The organism is Streptomyces sp. SLBN-118 (assembly GCF_006715635.1).
Lineage (GTDB): Bacteria > Actinomycetota > Actinomycetes > Streptomycetales > Streptomycetaceae > Streptomyces.
Map to the genome: position 1 here is coordinate 3,430,533 of NZ_VFNP01000002.1, position 19,781 is coordinate 3,450,313.

General features: G+C 70.4%; 21 protein-coding genes. 10 read left to right on the plus strand and 11 right to left on the minus strand.

Annotated elements, in window-relative coordinates:
* The first annotated feature begins 12 nt into the window (after positions 1–12).
* Both FBY35_RS34125 and FBY35_RS34130 read left to right on the plus strand, forming a co-directional pair.
* Positions 13–387, plus strand: a complete 375-nt coding sequence (locus FBY35_RS34125) for an STAS domain-containing protein (RefSeq protein WP_142217758.1) — start codon at positions 13–15, stop codon at positions 385–387.
* 125 nt (positions 388–512) lie between these two features.
* Complete coding sequence (locus tag FBY35_RS34130) at positions 513–1,025, plus strand: EF-hand domain-containing protein (RefSeq protein ID WP_142217759.1); 513 nt, start codon at positions 513–515, stop codon at positions 1,023–1,025.
* Between the two features lie 291 nt (positions 1,026–1,316).
* On the opposite strand, the gene FBY35_RS34135 is transcribed toward FBY35_RS34130, so the two are convergent.
* From FBY35_RS34135 to FBY35_RS34165, 7 genes are all read right to left on the minus strand, one after another.
* Positions 1,317–2,324 (minus strand): protein-L-isoaspartate O-methyltransferase, encoded by a 1,008-nt coding sequence (locus FBY35_RS34135; protein WP_142217760.1) that lies wholly within the window; start codon positions 2,322–2,324, stop codon positions 1,317–1,319.
* Positions 2,325–2,339: 15 nt separating this feature from the next.
* Complete coding sequence (locus FBY35_RS34140) at positions 2,340–2,759, minus strand: lasso peptide biosynthesis B2 protein (protein WP_142217761.1); 420 nt, start codon at positions 2,757–2,759, stop codon at positions 2,340–2,342.
* Positions 2,756–3,043, minus strand: coding sequence for a PqqD family protein (locus tag FBY35_RS34145; RefSeq protein WP_142217762.1), 288 nt, complete (start codon positions 3,041–3,043; stop codon positions 2,756–2,758). Before FBY35_RS34145 ends, FBY35_RS34140 begins: the two co-directional genes overlap by 4 nt.
* A complete protein-coding gene (locus FBY35_RS34150; RefSeq protein WP_142217763.1) occupies positions 3,036–3,767 on the minus strand; it encodes an asparagine synthase-related protein in 732 nt (243 codons plus the stop codon). Before FBY35_RS34150 ends, FBY35_RS34145 begins: the two co-directional genes overlap by 8 nt.
* Positions 3,768–3,810: 43 nt before the next feature.
* Complete coding sequence (locus tag FBY35_RS34155) at positions 3,811–4,695, minus strand: asparagine synthase-related protein (protein WP_160159366.1); 885 nt, start codon at positions 4,693–4,695, stop codon at positions 3,811–3,813.
* 212 nt (positions 4,696–4,907) lie between these two features.
* A complete protein-coding gene (locus FBY35_RS34160; RefSeq protein ID WP_142217765.1) occupies positions 4,908–5,054 on the minus strand; it encodes a putative RiPP precursor in 147 nt (48 codons plus the stop codon).
* On the minus strand, positions 5,047–5,601 hold the full coding sequence (locus tag FBY35_RS34165) for an ATP-binding protein (RefSeq protein ID WP_142217766.1): 555 nt from the start codon (positions 5,599–5,601) through the stop codon (positions 5,047–5,049). Before FBY35_RS34165 ends, FBY35_RS34160 begins: the two co-directional genes overlap by 8 nt.
* A gap of 180 nt (positions 5,602–5,781) precedes the next feature.
* Between FBY35_RS34165 and FBY35_RS36700 the strand changes: the two genes are divergently transcribed.
* From FBY35_RS36700 to FBY35_RS34180, 4 genes are read left to right on the plus strand one after another with little or no spacing between them, the layout of a single operon-like run.
* Positions 5,782–5,961, plus strand: a complete 180-nt coding sequence (locus FBY35_RS36700) for a helix-turn-helix transcriptional regulator (protein WP_222123172.1) — start codon at positions 5,782–5,784, stop codon at positions 5,959–5,961.
* Positions 5,962–5,971: 10 nt separating this feature from the next.
* Positions 5,972–6,937, plus strand: a complete 966-nt coding sequence (locus tag FBY35_RS34170) for a transcriptional regulator (RefSeq protein WP_222123173.1) — start codon at positions 5,972–5,974, stop codon at positions 6,935–6,937.
* 10 nt (positions 6,938–6,947) lie between these two features.
* Positions 6,948–7,679, plus strand: coding sequence for a 5-formyltetrahydrofolate cyclo-ligase (locus FBY35_RS34175; protein WP_142217767.1), 732 nt, complete (start codon positions 6,948–6,950; stop codon positions 7,677–7,679).
* Positions 7,680–7,683: 4 nt separating this feature from the next.
* The gene (locus FBY35_RS34180) at positions 7,684–7,986 is read left to right on the plus strand and encodes a hypothetical protein (RefSeq protein ID WP_260848906.1); all 303 of its coding nucleotides are present in this window, start codon (positions 7,684–7,686) and stop codon (positions 7,984–7,986) included.
* Between the two features lie 330 nt (positions 7,987–8,316).
* On the opposite strand, the gene FBY35_RS34185 is transcribed toward FBY35_RS34180, so the two are convergent.
* Complete coding sequence (locus tag FBY35_RS34185; RefSeq protein ID WP_142217768.1) at positions 8,317–8,622, minus strand: trypco2 family protein; 306 nt, start codon at positions 8,620–8,622, stop codon at positions 8,317–8,319.
* A 36-nt stretch (positions 8,623–8,658) separates the two neighbouring features.
* Between FBY35_RS34185 and FBY35_RS34190 the strand changes: the two genes are divergently transcribed.
* Genes FBY35_RS34190 through FBY35_RS34200 form a run of 3 tightly spaced genes read left to right on the plus strand, consistent with a single transcriptional unit; the run spans position 8,659 to position 14,758 of the window.
* Positions 8,659–12,351 (plus strand): tetratricopeptide repeat protein, encoded by a 3,693-nt coding sequence (locus FBY35_RS34190; RefSeq protein WP_142217769.1) that lies wholly within the window; start codon positions 8,659–8,661, stop codon positions 12,349–12,351.
* Positions 12,348–13,490 (plus strand): hypothetical protein, encoded by a 1,143-nt coding sequence (locus tag FBY35_RS34195; RefSeq protein WP_142217770.1) that lies wholly within the window; start codon positions 12,348–12,350, stop codon positions 13,488–13,490. The genes FBY35_RS34190 and FBY35_RS34195 overlap by 4 nt, the downstream gene beginning before the upstream one ends.
* Positions 13,487–14,758, plus strand: coding sequence for an extracellular solute-binding protein (locus FBY35_RS34200; RefSeq protein WP_142217771.1), 1,272 nt, complete (start codon positions 13,487–13,489; stop codon positions 14,756–14,758). Before FBY35_RS34195 ends, FBY35_RS34200 begins: the two co-directional genes overlap by 4 nt.
* Before the next feature lie 182 nt (positions 14,759–14,940).
* Here FBY35_RS34200 and purU read toward each other — a convergent pair whose 3' ends face one another.
* Together purU and FBY35_RS34210 are read right to left on the minus strand one after the other, a co-directional pair.
* The gene (gene purU, locus FBY35_RS34205; RefSeq protein WP_142217772.1) at positions 14,941–15,792 is read right to left on the minus strand and encodes a formyltetrahydrofolate deformylase; all 852 of its coding nucleotides are present in this window, start codon (positions 15,790–15,792) and stop codon (positions 14,941–14,943) included.
* Positions 15,793–15,837: 45 nt separating this feature from the next.
* A complete protein-coding gene (locus FBY35_RS34210; protein ID WP_142218322.1) occupies positions 15,838–16,284 on the minus strand; it encodes an SCO4402 family protein in 447 nt (148 codons plus the stop codon).
* A 173-nt stretch (positions 16,285–16,457) separates the two neighbouring features.
* Between FBY35_RS34210 and FBY35_RS34215 the strand changes: the two genes are divergently transcribed.
* Entirely contained in the window at positions 16,458–17,774 is a 1,317-nt protein-coding gene (locus FBY35_RS34215) for an ABC transporter substrate-binding protein (protein WP_142217773.1), read from the plus strand.
* Between the two features lie 69 nt (positions 17,775–17,843).
* Here the strand turns inward: FBY35_RS34215 and FBY35_RS34220 are convergent, their stop codons facing one another.
* The gene (locus tag FBY35_RS34220) at positions 17,844–19,643 is read right to left on the minus strand and encodes a hypothetical protein (protein WP_142217774.1); all 1,800 of its coding nucleotides are present in this window, start codon (positions 19,641–19,643) and stop codon (positions 17,844–17,846) included.
* Between the last annotated feature and the right edge of the window lie 138 nt (positions 19,644–19,781).

Genomic DNA, 19,781 nt, shown 5'->3' on the forward strand with positions numbered 1-19,781 from the left:
AGAGTTCCGGTCGTGATGCTCAGGGTGGACGAGTCCCGGCAGGGCACGTGGACCGTGCTGCACGTGTGCGGCGAGCTCGATCTCATGTCCTCGCCCACGGTCCGGCGGCATGTCCACGACGCGGTCGCCGTCGGCCACCGCGATGTGGTGCTCGATCTCTCCGAGGTGCTCTTCTGCGACTCCAGCGGCGTCGGGGTGCTCATAGCGGCCCGCAGGTTGCTGCGCTCCTGCCGAGGCAGGATGCGCCTGATACTGCCCGCCCACGGCGCCGAGGAAGGCTCGCACGTCAACCGGGTGCTGGCCGCCCTGGGGGTGCGGCGCCTCTTCGAGGTGTATTCGGACACGGACGCGGCCACCGACGACGGGGCCCAGCCGCTGTCCGCCTGATGTGGCGGTCACCGTGTGACGTCCTGCCGTTACCAGACGTACTCGTTGATGTCGCCATCCGGTCGTCGTCACGTAATTGGGGGAGTAGTTGTACGCGTCAGCGCTCGGAGTCGTACGCTCCCCGCATGGACAGCGCAGAATACGAGCGCAAGATCGCTTCCCGCTTCGCCGCCTTCGACCAGGACGGCAACGGCTACATCGACCGTCAGGACTTCAGCGGGGCGACAGCCGCGCTGCTCGCCGAGTTCTCCACCACCGCCCGCTGTGACAAGGGCCAGGCCCTCTACAGCGGAGCGGAGGCGTTCTGGCAGGGCATGGCCGGGATCGCGGACGTGGACGGCGACCAGCGGGTCACCCGCCCCGAATTCATTACGGGCGCGGTGAAGAGACTGCGTGACAACCCCCAGCGGTTCGCCGAGATCGCCCGCCCCTTTCTCCACGCCCTGATCGACATCGCCGACGAGGACGGCGGCGGTGTGACACCGTCCGCCGCCGAGCGCGTGCTGAAGGTGCTGGGCGTCGAACCGTCGCTGGCGGCGGCGGTGGCGGTGGGCCTCGACGCGGACGGGGACGGCCGGATCGCGGAGGAGGAGATCCTGTCGGGCTTCGCGTCGTACTTCGTCACGCCGGAGCCGTAGCGATACGGGGCTCCGCCTCGGACCCTGGTGTCCTCAATTGAAGGACGGACTCACGGCGCAAAGGCAGCCGGCCCACTCAAGGATGATCACGGCGTCAATTGTGGCGTGCAGTGGCGTCGTTGGGCTCCGTTCGCAGGTGTCGTGCGGGCGCCCGCCATCCTGCCCCCCTTTGAGCAGGGGACGATGGCGGGCGCGGTCGATCACAAGGCTCTGCTCTTCTGTTGGCGATGGGTATGTTTAAGCTGCGTGTGAGCCGGTCAACGGGCTGGCTCAGGCGCCGCCACCGTTGATTCAGGCGCGGGTGACACGGGCGTGCCAGACGTCACCGTCGCGGGTGAGACGCGCTGGGAGCTCGTGGGTACGGAGAGCCCCCTCTTCCAGCCACTCGTGGATCAAGGCACGGAGGATTTCGAGTGCCGGGGATTCGGCGTGGTCGGTGATGATGTGCTCGTCGGTGACGATGGCCGCGTGGGCGGTGCCGTCCGGAGTGGGGGAGCCGATGCCGATGCCGGTGCCTTGGCCGATGGTCGCTTCGAGCAGGCCGGCGGGTTCGGCGGCGATCAGCCAGTTCTTCATGTGGAAGTAGTCGGAGTCCGGCACTGGGGTGGGCTCAACGTGAGCCGTCTCGCGCAGGGCGGCGAAGAGCGATGCCACGGTGCTGGGCTCGTGATCACCAAGGATCGCGAGCAAGAACTCTGGCCGCTGCGGATCGACAACGCGGGTAACGCTGCCTGGTGGGCTGGCCGCGATCATGGGGGTGTATCCGCCGTGGTGGATCTCGACTTGGTGTGGCTGATGCTTGTCATCAACGGTGATGCGGGCAATCGCATAGGCGCCCGGCAGGTCGGCGATGCGTACGCCGCAGAGAAGGATGCCGCCTGGCTTCAGTTGCTGGAGCCAGGCGTGTGGGATCGCCGGCGGAGTCGTGCCGACGAGGATGCGGTCATAAGGGGCACCTTGCGGATACCCGAAGAGACCGTCGCCGACAACCACGGTGACCTGGTGACCGTGCTCGGCGTAGAGCGCCTCGGCCCGCTTGGCGAGGCTGGGTTCGGTCTCAACGGCGGTGACCCGTCCGTCGGGGCCGCCCAGTTGGGCGAGGAGCGCGGCGGAGAGACCGGAGCCGATGCCGATGTCCATGACGCGCGCACCAGGGCGGACATCGAGCATCCGCAGGTGCCGGTGGGTGACGACGGCAGGAGTGCACGGGCGTACGGCACGGCCGTCAGCGCCATGGAACTGCTCGGTCGGCACGGCGTAGATGGCGCGGTCGAGCTCTTGACTGGAGGTGTCGGGCATCGAGCGGTCCTCGGTTCAGATGCGAAGGGTGACGTGGAAGGGACGGTCTGGGGTATTCGGCTCCCCGACAGGTTGGGTATCCGCTTCGACCCAGGCGTGGGACTCGCACGGGTCGAAGCGGCAGCCTATGCACCAGTCCACAGCCTTGCCGTGCAAAGCCGAGGCCATAAAGGCAGCCAGGGACATCTCCAGGCAGGCGGCGCGGCTGGGGAAGAACTGGCTGGCCCAGTCGCGTGCGGCAACCACTCGTCCGGCTTCCGCTGCGGTCGCGGGGCGGCGGGTGCAGCGCTTGGCGGTATGGGCGAGGGCGAGGGTGACCCGTAGCGGGGCCACTTGCACCAGCGTGGTGGCCAGGGCGAGTGCGGCGATGGCCACGAAGCGGTCGGACAGGGGCGGACGGGCGGTCCGGGCGGGCACGGCCATGGGGATGCTCAACGGTGCCACCTCCTTCGGGCGGGGACGTACAGCATGTGGCGGTCGCGGAGCTGCTGGGCGAGGTCTCGCATGTCGGCGCGTACACGGTCGGCATCGGCGCCGAACAGGGCTGCCACGTGATCGGCGGCCTCGTCGACGGTGGCGCCCTCGGCCAGGTATCGCCACCACAGAGCGCCGGAGAAGGTGAGGGCGTACCACCGCCCCCTGCCGCGCAGGTCGAGCAGCATGCCGCCGCGCTCTGTGATCGTGACGCGCACCGTGGGCGTTGGCCGGAGGTCAAGCATGCGAAACCCCCGCCGCCGTGCTGATGGGCGTGCTGGTGCGGTGCTGGCGCAGCCAAAGCTCGGCGGCGATGAGCGCTTCGAGCGCGGCAAGCTCTCCGGGTACGCCAGCCGCCAGACGGTCCAGTTCGACACAAGCGGCGGCGGCGTCGATCCAGCCTTCGGCGGCCAGTTCGCTGCTCGTGAGGAGATCACGCAGGGAATCGGCGTGCCGGCGCAGACCGGTATAGGCGTTGCCGTCGTAGGCGCCTTTGGTGCGCCGCCGCAGAAGCCAGTCAGGTACGAGGTCGTGGAGGGCGACGCCGAGCAACGGCTTCTGAACGGTGGTGGAGGCGCGGGAGGACGCCGGTACGGCCATCGCCGCGCGGACGACGGCGTTATCGAGGTAGGGGGCGTGGTGCGGCAGGCCCAGCGCATGAGCTTGGTTGCGCAACTCTGCCTCGTACGTGCCGAATTCGCGCAGCTCAGCCCAGGCGCGGTGGCGGCTGGTGTCGATCGGGCGAATGCTGCAGTGTTCGGCCGCGATCGCGGCGCGTATCGAAAGGTGGCGGCGGGCTTCCGGGGTCAGCCAAGTGTGGAGCCCGGAAGCCCTGACCCAGTGGAGCCGGGCCGGGTGTTCTGGCCTCGAGCTGGTCGGGTTGCCGGCGATGTCCTGGGCGAGGTGCTGGAGGGCCATGGAGTGGGTGGTGCGCGAGAGTCGGACGGCCGCCACGACGACCGCGTACATCGGCAGATGGCGCAGACGGGCCCGGGCCAGAGAGCGTGGCCGATCAGCGCCGATGCGCTATGCCACGAGCCAGGTCGGCGAGGTAGTGCGGGGAGGTGGCGAGCAGGGTGTCGGCGCCGGAGCCGGTGAGGTGCACATCGCTGCCGTGGGCGATGCACGGGCGCTGATAAGCGGCGCGCATGCGCCACCGGGCGGCATCGGGAAACGGCTGGTCGGTAGAGGGGGCGTCCAACAGCCCGGCGAAGAACAGGCCCTCGTCGTCCGTCACGAGTGCGTGATGCAGGCCCGGCCGGTCCGCAGCCGCTCGCTGGGCGTACGCCACGTCCTCGTTGGTACTCGTGGCGTCCGCATCGGTGACGGCGAGGACGTCCGCGCCTGCGGTGCCAGTGGCCAGCAGTACCAGCGAGGTGGAGTCGAGGCCGCCGGAGAAGTCGGCGGTCAGCTTCCCTGCCGCTTGAGCTCGGCTGGTGACCGCAGCGACGAGCGCCTCGCGGAGTTCTGCCGCCGCCTCGGTGAAGCTCAGTGTTTGGGGTGCCTCGTACTCCTCGATAGAGTGCCGGCCATCGTTGTCGATGATGAGGACGTGGCCGCCGGGCAGGCGCCGTACGCCCGCGAACGCGGTTCCGTCTTCCGTGACTTCGGGCACGGTGGGGCACACGAGCCGCGCGGTCACCGAGGCATGGTCCAATTCCGCGCCAACACGGCACGCAAGGGCTCGGGCCGACGTTGACCAGTGAGTGCGCTCGGGCGTCTCGAAGAAGTACACCGGACGCGTTCCGGCCACGTCGGTGATGACCGACGTCGTGGCCCCGTTGGCTGCCACCACCCAGTAGCTTCCGGGCCAGGCCGTCAGCGCTGACCACTGCCCGGAGCGGGCCGCGTGCAGCCCGTCGCGCAGCTGCCGCTCGGTGGCGTAGCAGTTACCCACGACCGCCACCCGTAACGATCCGCCGCTGACGACCCGATGCATGGTGCCGACCGGTGTGCCCTGTATGACGGGGGCGCGAGGGCCGGACCAGAGCGCCGACGAATCCGCCGACGGCTGTCCAGGGCTGCTCAAGCGGAACATGCCTTCCCTTTCTGATGGCTGCCAGGTGCTGGGAGGAGCGGCATGCCCCGCCCAGCACCCGTCAGGTGGCCCTACTCGAAGTAGCGCCCCTTGTCGGCACTGTCCTCGGCGTACTTGCCAAGCGTCACCTTCGACACCACGTCCAGATCGATCAGCTGGGGAGCGGTGTAGCCCTCACGGACCTCGGAGCCCTGCTCTTCACTGACGTGCTCATTCATCCGTGCTTCCTTTCGTCGATGGGATGGGAGCCGCCTCCATTCCGTCCGTGGCGGACGGTCGTTGAGGCGGACATCTGGAGTCGGCGACGTAAGGTCGAGGGATTAGCCGCGAGCATGCGATCACCTGGGGCAGCGCCGCGATGATCTTGAATTCGGCCCATACCACCTTGTGTTGTCCGGTCCTCTCAGTGCCCCAGCCGTCGGCGTACTTCGAGACGAGAAGGAGTCCCCGTCCGCTATCGCTGTCGTCGTCCGGTTCGCGGCGCTGTGGCAGGCCAGGCCCGGTGTCGTGGACCTCCACACGCAGCAGGTGATCAGCGACCGAGATCCCCAGTAGAAATCCGGTTGCACTGCCGTCGCCATGCACCACCGCGTTGGTGGCAAGCTCCGACACACACAGGCGGACGTCATCGCACCGATCCGCGATTCCCCAGTCTGCGAGCGTGCCCTTGGCGAACTCCCGTGCTGCACGTACCGATGCAGGGTCGTGGTCGAACGCCCACTGCCGCGCCAGTGGTTGCCCTGGGGCGCGTGGATCCGATGCCATGACGTCTCCGTCTCGGGTGGAAGTCCTTGTTCCGTGCGGTGCACCTCAACAGAACCGCCCCCCGCAGACGCGAACCAGAGCAGAATTGCCGCACGGATGAGGCATTCATGACGCACAGCAGGGCATGACCTGTGGTGTTTCGACCTAGGAAAACGCAGTCACTCTCGGGAGATTCGACCCATGGCGCTGAAACGGCACAGCTTCGTGCGCCGCCGCCTCACGGCGGGCTTCACGCAGGAGAGCTTGGCCGAGGCGTTGAACGTCGAGCGTTCCACCGTCTCCCGTTGGGAATCGGGGAAGGCGGCTCCGCAGCCGTACCTGCGGCCACGCCTCGCTGCTGAGTACCGACCAACTGAGTGAAGTCCTCGTGGTGAGGACCGACGACGAAGCGCCGGCCACCGAGCGGACCCGATACGCGATGCGCTACCCGTCACGAGTGGACCTCGTCACGATCGCCGAGTTACGAGGCGGCATGCAGACGCTTGCCGAGCGCTATGACCGGATGCCCTCCGCCACACTCCTCGGCCATGCGGGACAGCACGTCAGCCAAGTCACCTTCCTTGCCGGCGAAGCCCCAGCGGGGCGCGTGCAGCGGGAGATGCGCATTCTCCAGACCGACGCTGCCACCTTCATGGGCCAGCTGGTCTGGGACGCTTCCCAGCGTCACGACCATGCGACCGCGCGGTCGTACTACGCGCAGAGTGTCGAGGTGGCGCGGCATCTGCGCGACCGGACTGCGGAGGGCCACGCCCTCTTACGTACGTGCTACGTCGCTCTCTACGGTGCCAACGACTACCGCGAAGGGCTCGAACTCGCGCTGGAGACCGCCCGTACGACGCGATACACGAGTCATGTCCTCACTGGTCTTGCGATGCTGCACGCCGCTGAGGCGCACGCCTTCCTCCAAGAGGGCCGTCAATGCGAGCGAGCTCTGGCGGGCGCGGAAAGGCATCTGGAGCAGGCCAACAGCTCGGACGCCGCCCATGATCTTCTCTCCCCCACCCACTTCGGACGGCTGGCGGGCTCCTGCTACCTCACCCTCGGCGACTACCGCAAAGCCCAGCGGCTTCTTGAGGAGACTGCGGCGGAGCTGCAGGACCGACGCAAGTCCCGCGCGATCGTCCTCGGCAATCTCGCGCTGTCCTGGATCCGCGAGGGAGACCTCGACGCCGGGCTGGCCACGTTCAATGACGCCGTAAACGAACTGCAGGGCACCCGGGGAGGTGGTGGGATGAACATTGTCTTCCGGGCTGCCCGCGAGCTGCGTCCCTGGCGGAGCGAAGCGGCAGTGCAGGAGGCTCAAGACAGGCTCATGGCTCTGATGGAAGCGGCATGAAGGGACCGACGTGCTCACACGGGTAGATCAGGAAAAGCAGAGGGTACGCGAGCGCGTCTGGGATCTGCTCGATTCAGCCGACGCGATCCACGATGTCTCAGCGCGCGGGCGTATCCCGAACTTCAAGGGTGCCGAGCGTGCAGCGGACCGGCTTGCGAAGCTGCCCCAGTGGCGCGCCGCGCACGTCATCAAGGCCGTGCCGGACAAGGCCCAGCTCCCTGTACGCGCTCGTGCACTCAGCGAAGGCAGGACGGTGTTCATGGCTGTGCCCAAGCTCGCCGATGTACGCCCCTTCTACCTGCTGGACCCGGCCGCGCTGACCATTCCGCCCGCCGAAGCGGCATCGAGCAAGGTCGCAGCGTCCGTGGCCCCGAAAGTCGATGTCGAGACTCTGCGTCCCGTCGATATGGTGGTGGTCGGAAGCGTCGCGGTGAAACGCGCGGGCGTGCGCATTGGAAAGGGCGCCGGCTATTCGGATCTGGAATTCGCCTTTCTGATGGAAGGCGGGCTGATCAGCCCGGAGACGGTAGTAGTGACCACCGTCCACACCTTGCAAGTGCTGGACGAGGAACTACCCGCGACGGGACACGACTTCGGAGTGGACCTGATCGTCACGCCTGACGAGGTCATCACTTGCCGCGATCCTCACCGCCCGAAGGGGCTGGTTTGGGAGCACTTGGACGCGGAGAAGATCGCATCCATCCCTGTCCTGGCGGCCCGCGCCCCTGCCAGCGGTCACTGAACCGGTGAGCCATGCCAAGGCCGCCCTCACCTGGAACCAGCAGGCCGCCGCAATGCCACCCGGAGTGTTCACCCGCTCCGTCGGCATGCGTCTCGCGATCGTCGGAACCGCCCACCTCCAGGCCCGCGACATGGACCACGGCCTCGAACTCGGCCACCGTTCCGTCGACATCCTCGCCCGCGTCCAGTCCAGCCGAGCCAAGGACTACGTATCCGAGTTCAACGCCGCCCTCGCCCCTTGGCGCCGCGAACCGGCCGTCCGCGAGTTCATCCACCGAACCAGGAAGGAACTCGGCGTCGCCGCCTGACGAGCCCGAAGGTGCAGTCGGCGTGGTACGTCACCAGCTCAGCGGTCAGGAATCCACAGGGGCTTCCGGGCCTTGGCCAGTTCACCGTTGGAGTTCATCCGCCGCCGCACGTGAGCATGTGGCGACCCGGCAGCCGAGCGAGAAGGGTTCGACAGCAGGTGCATGTCCTCCCGGCGCAGGCCCCGGTGACCTCCACTCGGCGGAGGTGCTCCCCTGCAACGTCGGGCGCCGCGGGTGTGCGACGGCCGCGGCTGCCAGGACTGCGCGGCGCTTGCACGAACGGGCTCGTGCAGCCACCGGCCAGGTTCCCGTGCAGCGCGAGCCGCAGGCCTACTCCCCGCCCACCGCCACGTTCGGGTTCCCGTCCCGTCCCTGTGGCTTGAGCTCGATCTGGATCGTGTGCGTCGACTCTCGCGCCGCCGAGCCGCCCCCGCCCGCCGTCAGCACGCCGATGCGCAGCTCCGCGCGTCCGCTGCCCTCGCGGCGGACCTGGACCGCGAACTCCAGGTTGACCTTCTCCACGCTGAACTTGAGGTCGCGTCCCTCGCCCGCTCGCTGGGCCCGTTCCAGCTCGTCGCGGACCTGCCCGATCACCTCGGCCAGTCCCGCCACAGCGGCATCGTCACGCTCAGCCATCGCGCACCCCGTCTCCTGTAGTTATCGTTGTGAAGTATGAGGGAGCCGTTGCACACGTCCAACTCGGTGTCGCCGGATGAGAGTTGGCGGGTCTGTCTGCTTCGTACGCGGGACCGCTCGGGCCGCCCGCTCGGCGCGGGGGTGCTGCTTCCCGGGGGACTGGTCCTCACGTGCGCCCATACGGTGCTCTCCCGGCCGGGACGCGAGGGCACCCGCACCCCCTTCGACACGGTCTATGTCGACGTGCCCGGCGCCGCCGCGCTGTCCGGTGAGGCGGCGGAGCCTCTGCGCGCCCGGCTGCTGCGGGAGTATCTGGTCCTGCCCACCGCGCACTTCAGCGGGGATCTCGCCCTGCTCAAGCTGGACCACGAGCCGCCGGTGCCGCATGCCGTGCTGCACCGCCAGATCCCGGCGCGCAATGAGCCCGTCCACTTCACCGGCTATCCCGAGGACCTGCCGGGCGGTGAGCATCTCGACGCCCGGCTGATGGGGCGCGGCGGGCCCGCGCACCGGCCCGAGTGGGTACAGCTGGACACCGAGGGCTCGCCCTATGTGGTCCGGCACGGCTACAGCGGCGGCGGGGTCGTGCACAGCCGCTCGCGCCGTCTCATCGGTATCGTGGCCCACCAGTTCGGCACCCCGCAGGCACCCGTGCGGCGGGAGCACGCTTACATGATCCCGACCGAGACGGTGCTCAAGCACCTGCCGCTGGAACGGCTCGGTCTGACCGTCACCGGCCCCCGCGCCGTCTCCCGCGATGTCGCCGTGGCACCCGACCGGACCGCGTCCGGCCGCGTCCCCGGTCTGCACCGCAGGCTCACCCGCTGGCTGGACGGCGAGCCGGACACCGACCCCGTGGAGCTGGTCTTCGCGGGTGAGGGCGAGCACGCGCTGCTGCACACGATCCGCTCGGCGCTCACCCTCGCCGACCGGGAGCAGAGCCCGCCGTCCGCGTCCGGGAGTACGGTCGGCGAGCCGCAGGTGGGCAGCATCGACATCGCCGTCGACGCCACCAACCGCACGGCCGAGGATCTCGCGGTCCACGCCGCCGAGCGGATCGGTCTGGAAGGCAGCGGCTCGCCCCGCGCGCTCCTCGCTCAGATCGCCGAGGAGAGCCCGTCACTGATCGCCGCCTTTCTCGCCGTCGACCGGTCCGCCTCCGAGGACGCGGAGATCACGGCTCTGCTGCGCGCCCTGCTCGCACGGGGCGACAGCCGGCTGCTGCTCGTCTTCAGCGATCCCGGCTCCCCGCTGCTCGCGCGTGTACGGAGCGAACTCCTCGGCCCCGGGTGGGCCGAGCGCCGCACGGACCGGCTCGCCGCTCGTGTGAACCGGCTCGCCGAAGGCGAGCTGCGATTACGGCAGCTGCCCGCGCGCCCGGCCACCGCGGGCCGTCCCGCACCCCGGCGCCCCGAGGACCGGTCGCCCAAGCTGCGCCGCGAGCTCGAACAGCTCTGCCGTGGCGGCCCGTTGTTCGACTCACCCGCACTGCCGCACGCCCTGTTCCGGCTCTCCGTCGACGTCGAGACGGCGCTCCTGGACGCCGAGGCCGCCGAGCAGTCGCTTGCCGGGCCGCTGGGCCCGCACGAGTTCGTCGTCGAGCCGCCGGGCGACGGGCTCACCGATCTGCCCGGGGTCGCCGTGCGCGACCCGGACGCCCTCGTCACCGCACCGGCGGGACCCCATCTGGCGGGCGGCGACCGGCTGCACCAGCAGTACGAGGTGGTGGGCCCGTTCGGCCAGGGCAGCCACGGGCAGGTGTATCTCGCCCGCGATCTGCTGCTGGACAACCGGCCGGTGGCGCTGAAGGGAATCCTCGACCCGGGCAATCCGGCCGCGGTCCTCCAGGCCCATCAGGAGCGGCTGCGGCTGGTCAGCCTCAACCATCCCTCGGTGATCCGGGTCGTCAACTACGCCCGTCATCCGTCGGCTTCGGCCGAGTTCATCGTGATGGAGTTCGCCGACGGGGCGCCGCTGGAGTGGGTCGCGGCCCGTATCGGCGGGCAGCGTCCGCCGTTCTCCGGGCCCCGTGTGCGCGAGTTCATCGTCGTCTACGGGCTGCTGATCCTGGACGCGCTCAGCTATCTGCACGACCAGGAGGGCCTCGTCTACGGCGATCTCTCCCTCACCAACGTGCTGCACTGCGGCAACGGCATCAAGCTCATCGACGTCGCGGGCGTCCGCAGACCCGGCACACCGGGACCGGTCAGCCACCGCCCTCCGGAGACCGGCGCCTCGGGCGAGATGACGACCGCGGGCGATCTGTACACCGTCGGCGCGGTCCTGGACGAACTGCTCGCCAAGGACCCCGTGCCGCCCGCCGACCTCGGCACCCAGTCCCTGGAGCGCGCCCTGCGGCGCGCCATGGCACGCGACCCCAAGCGGCGGTACGCCACCGCCCAGGAGATGGCGCTCCAGCTGCGCGGAGTACTGCGCGAACTGCGTTCCCTGCGGCTCGGCGAGGAGACCTTCGAACCGTCGCCGCTCTTCGACCCGGCCGCCACCGCCCTCGACGGGCAGCTGGGCAAGGCCCCGCCGCTGACCCGCTGGCGGGCCGACGGAAACGGCGGCCCGGGCGCGCAGGTGCCGGCGCCGGCCGAGGCCGCGGTGGCGCTGCCTGTGCCCAAGGCGGACCAGCAGGACCCCAACTGGAAGGAGCTGCAACGTACTTCGTACGCCGATCCGGCCGGTCTGCTCCAGCTCAGCGACGAGTGGCTTCCCTCTCCCGAACTGCACCTGCTGCGCTGCCGCCTCCATCTGGAGCTCGCCCGTGACCAGCAGCGCGGCCGCGACCAGCAGCTGGTCGCTGCGGCGATGGAGCTGGACCGGGCGGGGCGGCGGCTCGGCGACCGGGCGGCCTACGACTGGCGTCTGGACTGGCACCGGGGCCTGACCCGGCTCGCCCACGGCAGCGTCCGCCAGGCGCTGACCTGCTTCGACGACGTGTACGACGCGATTCCCGGCGAGTACGCGCCCAAGCTCGCCCTCGGCTACTGCCACGAGAAGCTCGCCGACTCCAGCCGGGACGAGGAGATCCGCGAAGGGCACGAGCAGCAGGCCATGCGCTTCTACGACGCGGTGTGGCGGCGCAACCACGCGCTCGGGAGTGCCGCCTTCGGCCTGGCCCGTATACATCTGGCCCGCCACAGCCCGGACCTGGCCCTCGCCTCGCTCGACGGCGTGCCGCCCGACTCGCGGCATCGCACCGCCGCCCGTACGGCGATGGTCCGTATCCACGCCGGCCCGCCCGCCGACGGGTCGCCGCCGACCGTGGCTTCGGCGGTGCGCGCCTACGCCGCCCTGCGCCGGCTCGTCAGCCACGAGGGCCTCACCGACCGGCAGGCGTACGAACGGCTCACCGCCCAGCTCCTGGAGCTGCTGCTCGAACTGGTCGCCACCGCACGGGACAGGGACCCCCTGGAGGAGCTGCGTGGCTCGCTGCCGCCCGGGATCCCCGTACCCGCCGGTGAGCGGGAGCTGCGCGAACAGCTCTCCGCCTGCTACCGCAAGCTGGCCGAGCAGGCGCCGCGCACCGACCTCGCCGAGGACGCCGCGCTCGCGGAGGCGCTGCTCGACAATGCGTACCGCACGCGCCCCCTGGGACTGAGACACGACCGGGACGGGAAGGGGAACCGGCACCGCGGCTCCGGCGCGGGCCGCGGGCCGGGGTCCCTTGCGGTGTGGCTGCCGCGCCGGTTGCGGCTGCGCGATTCGGGGGAGGGCGCATGAGGCTCCGTGAACGCGTCCGGCCCGTGCTCACCCGGCTCTTGGCCGCTCCTCGCGCCCTGCCCGCGCTGCGCGGGCTCTACCCGGCGCTGTGGCGGCGCGCCGCGGGCCGCCACAGCGCCGGGGGCAGCCTGCCGACGGCCGCGTTCCTGCGCCGCCGCATGCTCGTGCTGCCCGCGCTCGCCGTGGTCTCGCTCGCGCTCTCGGCTGCCGCCTACGCCGACGTCCACGGGCGTACGCAATGGCTGCGCGACCGGTGCGCACCCGCGCTGGTCGATCTGGCCCAGGCCCGGACCTCCCTCGAACTGGCCCAGGGACAGGCGGATGTGCGCCTGCTGCAGACGAAGAAGCCCGGTCTTGTCGAACTCGGCGAGACCTACCGCTCCCTGCTGACCGAGGCCACGCAGAGCCTCAGCCGGGTCGCCCGGTCGGGGGCTCTGCACAAGGGGCAGGAGCAGGAACTGCGGGTGGTCTCCGGCCTGGTCGTCGCCTACGGGGACAAGATCGCCTGGGCTGAGCGCAACCGTACGAGCGATGTCCTGCGCCGGGCCGGGGTCGCCTACGCCGAGGACATGCTGCGCGGCCGGCACCGTGCGGTCGCGCCGGGAACCGCGCAGGAGCCGATCTCCATCCTCGAACGCCTCCAGGAACTGGAGCGCCAGCTCCACCGGAAGAACCACGACCTGGCGGCCTGGAGCCCGCTCACACTGACCGGCGCGGCCGCCGCCGCACTGGCGGCCGTACTCTTCGCCTTCGTCCTGCTGGGCACGTCGGTCTTCCTGGTGGACCGACTGCGGCTGATCAGCGTGCAGTTGGCGGTGGCCGCGGTTCCGGTGCTGCTGACTCCCGTACTGCTGGCCTGCGGCGGGTTCGGGGAGCATGCCGCGCAGGAGCGGGCGCGTGCGGCCGTCGGCGGCCTCGACGCCGTGCCCGCCGGCGCCACGGCGCCGCGCCGGATCGAGTCGGCCGCGCAGGAGGCCAAGGCGGCGATGCGCGAGGCCCACCCGGAGGGCTGGTCGCTGACGGCGGGCATCGTCGTGCCGGCGGGCGGTGTCGGGGCGCTCGCCTGCGGCGTCACGCTCTTCCTCTACGGCCGCCCCTACCCGGCCGTCCGCACACGGCGAAAGCTCAGGAACGCATGACGCGCTTGAGGACACTGCTGGCCTGCCTGCTGCTCACCGCCGCCGCCGTGACGGCAGGCGGCTGTTCGGACGTGGCCGAGGAGCGCACCCTGGTCGTCCTCGGTCCGTGGACGGACGGCGAGGAGCGGCCGTTCGTGGAGGCTCTGCGGCGTATCGGCGAGCGGACCGGGCGCAGTTACGTCTACAAGGGCACCCGTTCCCTGCGCGAGACGCTGCTCGCCCAGCTCCAGGCGGACGCACCGCCGGACCTGGCGATCCTGAGCAGCCCCGGCGATCTGGCCGAGTACGCCCGCACGGGCGACGCCTATCCGCTCCCCGAGAAGGTCGCCGGGGCCGCGGTCCCGCCCTGGGCGCCGGCCGTGACCGTCAGGAACGAGCGGGGCGAGGCTCGTACGCACGCCTACTGGGCTCCGGTGCGGGTGGATCTCAAGTCGCTCGTGTGGAGCCGCTGGGCGAGCGCCGGAAAGAAGGTCGACTGGTGCCTCGGCATGGGCTCCGGCGCCACGTCGGGCTGGCCGGGCACCGACTGGGTGGAGGATCTGCTGCTGCAGCGGCAGGGACCCGCGCAGTACGAGAGCTGGGCGACCGGGAAGACCTCGTGGCAGCTGACGAGGCCGGCCTGGGAGGAGTGGGGCAGGCTGCTGGCCGAGAACAACAAGGACGACGGCAGGGCCCTCGGCGCGGAGGGTCTGCGCTCGTCCTTCGACTTCGACCATGGCCGCTACGGGCTGCTGAACGGGGGAGGCCGCTGCACCCATGAGCACCAGGGCTCGTTCATCCGCCGCCACTACGGCGACGACGTCCTGCCCGAGCCGACCGCCCGCTTCCTCGGGGCGCGGAGCGCGGGGAAAAGCGTCTACGAGGTCTCCGGCGACCTGGCCGCCGTCTTCAAGCCCGGCGCCGCGGCATGGGACCTGCTGGGCCGCCTCACCTCCCGCGAGGCACGCGAGGACTGGGCGGAGGCGGCGAAGCCCGGGGAGCGGCCCTACTTCCCCGGCGGCACGTTCGGCTCCGTACCCCTGTCGGGCAGCACGCGAGCCGTGCAGGACCTGCTCGACGGGGCGGGAGAGATCTGCCTGGACGCCTCGGACGCGATGCCGCCGACGCTGCGGGACGCGTTCTACCGGGCGGTCCTGGAGTTCCTCGGCGCGCCCCGGAGCGGGGCGCTGCTGACCCGGCTGCTGGAGCAGCTGGAGGCGGAGCGGCTGCTGCAGCTCAAGGAGGACGCGTTCGTCCTCGACGACCTCTGCGACAACGCGCCCTGGTAATCGACCTAGGGCGTGTTTTGGAAGTGGCGCCGTCCGCCCGCAGGGCGGGCCCCGCGGCGTCTGGTGCGTGCAATCGCAAGGCGGAGGATCGCCCTCGTACTGGACGTACTTGGGCGACTCCGACAACACCGCGAGTGGGCGTGCCAGGCGTCGCGGGGCGGGCGAGACTTCCAAAACACGCCCTAGCCGAAGACGACGGTACGGCGGCCGTTTCGCAGGATCCGGTGTTCCGCGTGCCACTTCACCGCGCGGGCGAGCGCCTGGCACTCGACGTCGCGGCCGATCGCCACCAGTTGTTCCGGGGTGACCTGGTGGCCGACGCGTTCGACCTCCTGCTCGATGATCGGGCCCTCGTCGAGGTCGGCCGTCACATAGTGCGCGGTTGCACCGATCAGCTTCACACCGCGGGCGTGGGCCTGGTGGTACGGCTTCGCACCCTTGAAGCTCGGCAGGAAGGAGTGGTGGATGTTGATGATCCTGCCGCTCAGCTGCTTGCACAGATCGTCCGAGAGCACCTGCATATAGCGGGCAAGCACGACAAGTTCGACATTCTCGGCGCGTACCAGCTCCAGCACCTGCGCCTCGGCGGCCGCCTTGGTGTCCTTGGTGACCGGAATGTGATGGAACGGGATGCCGTACGAAGTGACGAGCTCCTCGAAGTCCGTGTGATTGGAGACGACAGCGGCGATCTCCACCGGCAGCGCGCCCGTCCTCCAGCGGAAGAGCAGATCGTTGAGGCAGTGGCCGAACTTGCTGACCATCAGGATGATCCGCATCGGCTCCTCGGCGGGATGGATCTCCCAGTCCATCCGGAAGGACTCCCCGACGGCGGCGAAGCCTGCCCGCAGTTTCTCCACGGTCACCGGCTCGTCGGCCGAGAAGTGGACCCGCATGAAGAACAGACCCGTGTCCCGGTCCCCGAACTGCTGACTGTCCTCGATATTGCAGCCGGTGATGTAGAGATAGCTCGACACGGCATGCACAATGCCCTTTTTGTCCGGGCAGGAGAGCGTCAGGACGTACTGGTCAGTCATCCTCGTAGACTGCCATATCCGCCGGTCCGGGCAGGACGACGTCCGTCAGGCGGACCGCGTCATGATACGGAGGACGTCCAGCGAGCGCGGCGGGGCGTCCGGGTCCTCGCCGTCACTGGACGCGAGGCGGACGTGTGCCTCACGGGCGGCCCGTACGGCCTCCGGCCAGCCATGATGCTCCAGATACGCCGATACGGGAGCGTCCGCACCGACTTGGTGCATGATCCGCAGCACGCGCAGGACGGCGACGTCGACCAGGGCGGCCTCGCCCGAGTCGCGGAAGATCGTGCCGACGTACTTCTCGGCGGACCAGTTGTCCAGCCAGGTGTCCTCGACCAGGCGGTACACGGCGTCGGTGACGTCGCCGTACCCCTCGCGTCCGGCCAGCCAGCACTCCTGGTGGAAGACGGGATCGGAAAGCATGTGCAGCGCCGAGCGCACATTGCTGCGCCAGCGCCACCAGGGCATGTCATTGAGCGGCATGCCGCCCATGGTGGATGAGCGACGGCCGCGACGGGAAGAGGGGACCGAACCTTGCTGCACGCCGTCGATCGTACGTTCCCCCGCCGGACGCTCCGACCGCCCCCTGCAATTCACCTTCTCGTCACCCTTCGTTGAGCAACGCTCACTGCGCCGTTACCCGGGAGGAGGAAGCGTGTTTGACCATGACCGGTTGGCGACGTTCCTCCTCCCCCCGCCCCTCCAGGACCGCACGGGTTCGCGCAGTATGGACGACCGCCACGGCAGCTGTGGCCGCCGGAACGTCGCTGGTGGCGGCCTGTGGCGTACTCCCTGGCGCCTCGGGGGGCTCCAGGGAGCCCGTCAAGGTGATGACCTTCGCGCCCGAGGACACCCGCACGACGAACATGCCGGGCATGCCCGCGATGGCGAAGGCCTATGCCAAGTGGGCCAGGACACAGGGCGGCCTGGACGGGCACGAGCTGCGGGTCATCTCCTGCAACGAGGAGAACACCTCGACCGGTGCGGCCGCCTGCGCCCGGCGGGCGGTCAAGGAGGACGTGGTCGCGGTCGTCGGCTCCTACAGCCAGTTCGGTGACGCCTTCATGGCCCCCCTGGAGGCCGCCGGCATCCCCTTCATCGGCGGGTACGGGATTTCGGGCGAGGAGTTCACCAGCTACCTCTCCTACCCCGTCAACGGCGGCCAGGCATCCCTCCTCGCGGGCAACGGCCGGCAGCTCGCCGACGTCTGCGAGCGGGTCTCCCTGGTACGGCCCAACACCCTGGCGGGCGACGAACTGCCCCAGCTTCTCAACTCCGGCCTCTCGGAAGGCAGCCGCGGCAAGTCCACCGACATCCTGGCGGCCGAGGACGCGACCGACTACACCACGCAGGCCAAGCAGGCCCGCAAGAAGGCGGGGGCGAGTATCACGTTCGGGTCGGAGCGCCCCGGGTGTGTGACGGCGGCGCTCGGGGACCGTACCGAGACCTTCGTCGACTCCTTCCGGCGGCTGCCCGAGGACAACCGCAAGATCCGGATCTCCTCCGTCATGGGCAGTGTCGGCCAGCCGCTCATCGACCGCACGGGCGGCCGCAACGGCCCGCTCGAAGGCGCCTACGTCACCGGCTGGTACCCCGACGCGGGCGATGCCCGCTGGAGCGAGATGGAGCGGGTGATCCGCGCCCACGCCTTCGGCGACAACCGGATCGACCCCGCCGACGCGGGCGTCCAGACCACCTGGATCGCGTACACCGTGCTGCGGACGGTCATCAAGTCGCTCAACGCGGAAAGGATCACCCCGGGGATGATCTCGAAGGCTCTGGACGACGGGGTGCAGGTGTCGACCGGCGGGCTCACACCCACGCTGCGCTGGGAGTACGAGGACATGCTCGGCACTCCCAGCTTCCCGCGGATCGTCAACCGCGGCGTGACCTTCCAAGTGGTGCGCGGCGGGCGGCTGGTGGCGCAGAAGCCGGGCTTCGTGGACGTCACCAAGACGATGACGGAGTCCTCGACCCTCTGAGCCCGTCCGAGGGCCTGGCCCTTCCGAGGACCTCGCCCATCCGAGGACCTCGGAGAACCGCGAACGCTTCTACAGCTGGTCGCTGCGCCGCTTTGTGAGCCCGTACTTGTCGGCGATGTCGTTCCAGAGCCCGGAGGCTTCCTTCTTGGCCTTGCTCGCCTCGCCGCTGGCGCGGTTGGCCAGAGCGGTCTGGCCGGTGTTGCGCGCCCTGTCGTCCTTGCAGCCCTTCTTGCCCTTGACCTGCTGGGCCCAGGCCGCGTAGTGGTCGTCGGCCGAAGCGGACGCCTGCCAGGCCCTGGTGAGCGCCGAGGTCAGCTCGGCGTGGCTGGGCAGCTTGTCGACAGTGAGACCCCCCAGCCGGGTCACCAGACCGCGGCGCTGCTGCGCGGCGCCCTGCAGATCACTGGTCGCCTGGTCCAGGTCCTCGCACCGCTTGATGTTCTCCACCGAGCGGATCACCACGGAGCGGCTGTTGTTGCTGTCCGCGAGAAGCTTGTCCAGTGCCTCGGCCTGCGCCTTGGCGGGGTCGGCGGCGGACTGGGGGCTGTTGCTCGGGACGGGGGACGTGGCGGCGACGTTCTTGCCGGTGCCGGAGTCGTCCTTCTTGTCGTCCCCGCTGAACATCACCATGCTCACGCCGAGCCCGAGTACGGCACAGCCGACGACGACCGCCGCGATGACCGGCATACGCGAGGACCTGCGCGCGCGAGGTTCGGGGTCGAAGTCGTCCGGCTCGTACTGCGGCTGCTGGTACTGCTGTTGCTGGCGTTGCTGCTGCTGGAACTGCACCCGGGGCGCCTCGACGCGGGGCAACTGCTGGGTGGAGCCGGGAGTCTGAGCCCCGGGCGCGTCTGTACGGAAGAGGCTGTCGAACTCCGCGGGAGGCTGCCGGTCCCCCGGAGCCCCCGGCCGGATCCCGAAGGGCGCGGCGGTGGGCGCGGGTGGTACGGGCGCGATGTATTGCGTGGCATCTGCGTCGGACCCCGAAGCGGGCCCCGGTCCGGGCAGGGCGCCGAGGAACTGCGTCGACTCGGCGGGGTTCTGGGGCAGCGGCCCGCCCGGGGCGACCGGCGGGATGTACTGCGTGGCGTCGGAGTCCGCGCCGACGGCGGCGTGCGGGGGCAGGGCATCCGGAAGCGGCTGCGGCTGCGGCTGCGCGTGTGGCTGCGGCTGCGGCTGCGGCTGCGCACCGTACGCCCCGGGCTGCGGCGGCAGCACCTGCGTGCCGTACTCGGCGCCGGTGGCCGGTCCCTGCGGGTATCCGCCCGGCGCGGCGGGGCCCTGCGGGGACAGCGGCTGACCGCCGTACCCGCCGGGGGCGGGAGCACCCGGCGCGGGCTGCGGCCGGCTGCCGTACTCGGCCTGGGCGGGCGGCCCCTGCGGAGGCAGCGGCTGGGCGCCGTATGCGCCCTGTGCCGGCGCCCCGGCAGGAGGCAGGGCCGGGGAGGACGCGCCCGACTCGCCCGACGGCTGGGCGTCGTACCCGCCCTGGGAGGCGGGCCCGTGCGGCGGAAACGCATGGGTGCCCCGCGGCTGCGCGTGCCCGCCGTACTCCGGGCCAGGCGCCGGCGACGGCTGCCCCTGCGGCATCGGCTGACCGCCGTACCCGGGCTGCGGAGCCTCGCCCCACCCGCCCTGCGTACCCTGCGCACCCTGACCGCCGGACATGTCCGGCATACCGGGCGCGCCGGGTCCATCCTGCCGCGGTCCCCACGGCTCGCCCCACGGACGGCCACCCGCCGGAGATGCCTGGGCCCCGGATACGCCCGGTATCAAGGGCTCGCTTCCGTCGGCGGGCAGCACGACGCCTTCGTGCGCGGGCCGAGCCGCAGACTGCTGCTGCTCGTCACCCTGTCCGCTTTGCGTCACCGGGACTCCTACGTGTGGACCTACGGAATCGACGGCTCACGCTACCGGGTGACTCAGCCGCTCCGCACACGCGTGTGAGAGCGGTAACAAGACCGCTGCACAAGACGCTGGTAAAGTCCGCCGATTCCCCGCAGCTCC

What these genes read in the sequence shown, in the direction of transcription:
- FBY35_RS34130 (WP_142217759.1), top strand. Translation starts at nt 513, where the DNA reads ATGGACAGCGCAGAATACGAGCGCAAGATCGCTTCCCGCTTCGCCGCC.
- FBY35_RS34135 (WP_142217760.1), bottom strand. Translation starts at nt 2,324, where the DNA reads ATGCCCGACACCTCCAGTCAAGAGCTCGACCGCGCCATCTACGCCGTG.
- FBY35_RS34145 (WP_142217762.1), bottom strand. Translation starts at nt 3,043, where the DNA reads ATGCTTGACCTCCGGCCAACGCCCACGGTGCGCGTCACGATCACAGAG.
- FBY35_RS34150 (WP_142217763.1), bottom strand. Translation starts at nt 3,767, where the DNA reads ATGTACGCGGTCGTCGTGGCGGCCGTCCGACTCTCGCGCACCACCCAC.
- FBY35_RS34160 (WP_142217765.1), bottom strand. Translation starts at nt 5,054, where the DNA reads ATGAATGAGCACGTCAGTGAAGAGCAGGGCTCCGAGGTCCGTGAGGGC.
- FBY35_RS34165 (WP_142217766.1), bottom strand. Translation starts at nt 5,601, where the DNA reads ATGGCATCGGATCCACGCGCCCCAGGGCAACCACTGGCGCGGCAGTGG.
- FBY35_RS36700 (WP_222123172.1), top strand. Translation starts at nt 5,782, where the DNA reads ATGGCGCTGAAACGGCACAGCTTCGTGCGCCGCCGCCTCACGGCGGGC.
- FBY35_RS34185 (WP_142217768.1), bottom strand. Translation starts at nt 8,622, where the DNA reads ATGGCTGAGCGTGACGATGCCGCTGTGGCGGGACTGGCCGAGGTGATC.
- FBY35_RS34190 (WP_142217769.1), top strand. Translation starts at nt 8,659, where the DNA reads ATGAGGGAGCCGTTGCACACGTCCAACTCGGTGTCGCCGGATGAGAGT.
- FBY35_RS34195 (WP_142217770.1), top strand. Translation starts at nt 12,348, where the DNA reads ATGAGGCTCCGTGAACGCGTCCGGCCCGTGCTCACCCGGCTCTTGGCC.
- FBY35_RS34200 (WP_142217771.1), top strand. Translation starts at nt 13,487, where the DNA reads ATGACGCGCTTGAGGACACTGCTGGCCTGCCTGCTGCTCACCGCCGCC.
- purU (WP_142217772.1), bottom strand. Translation starts at nt 15,792, where the DNA reads ATGACTGACCAGTACGTCCTGACGCTCTCCTGCCCGGACAAAAAGGGC.
- FBY35_RS34210 (WP_142218322.1), bottom strand. Translation starts at nt 16,284, where the DNA reads ATGGGCGGCATGCCGCTCAATGACATGCCCTGGTGGCGCTGGCGCAGC.
- FBY35_RS34215 (WP_142217773.1), top strand. Translation starts at nt 16,458, where the DNA reads ATGACCGGTTGGCGACGTTCCTCCTCCCCCCGCCCCTCCAGGACCGCA.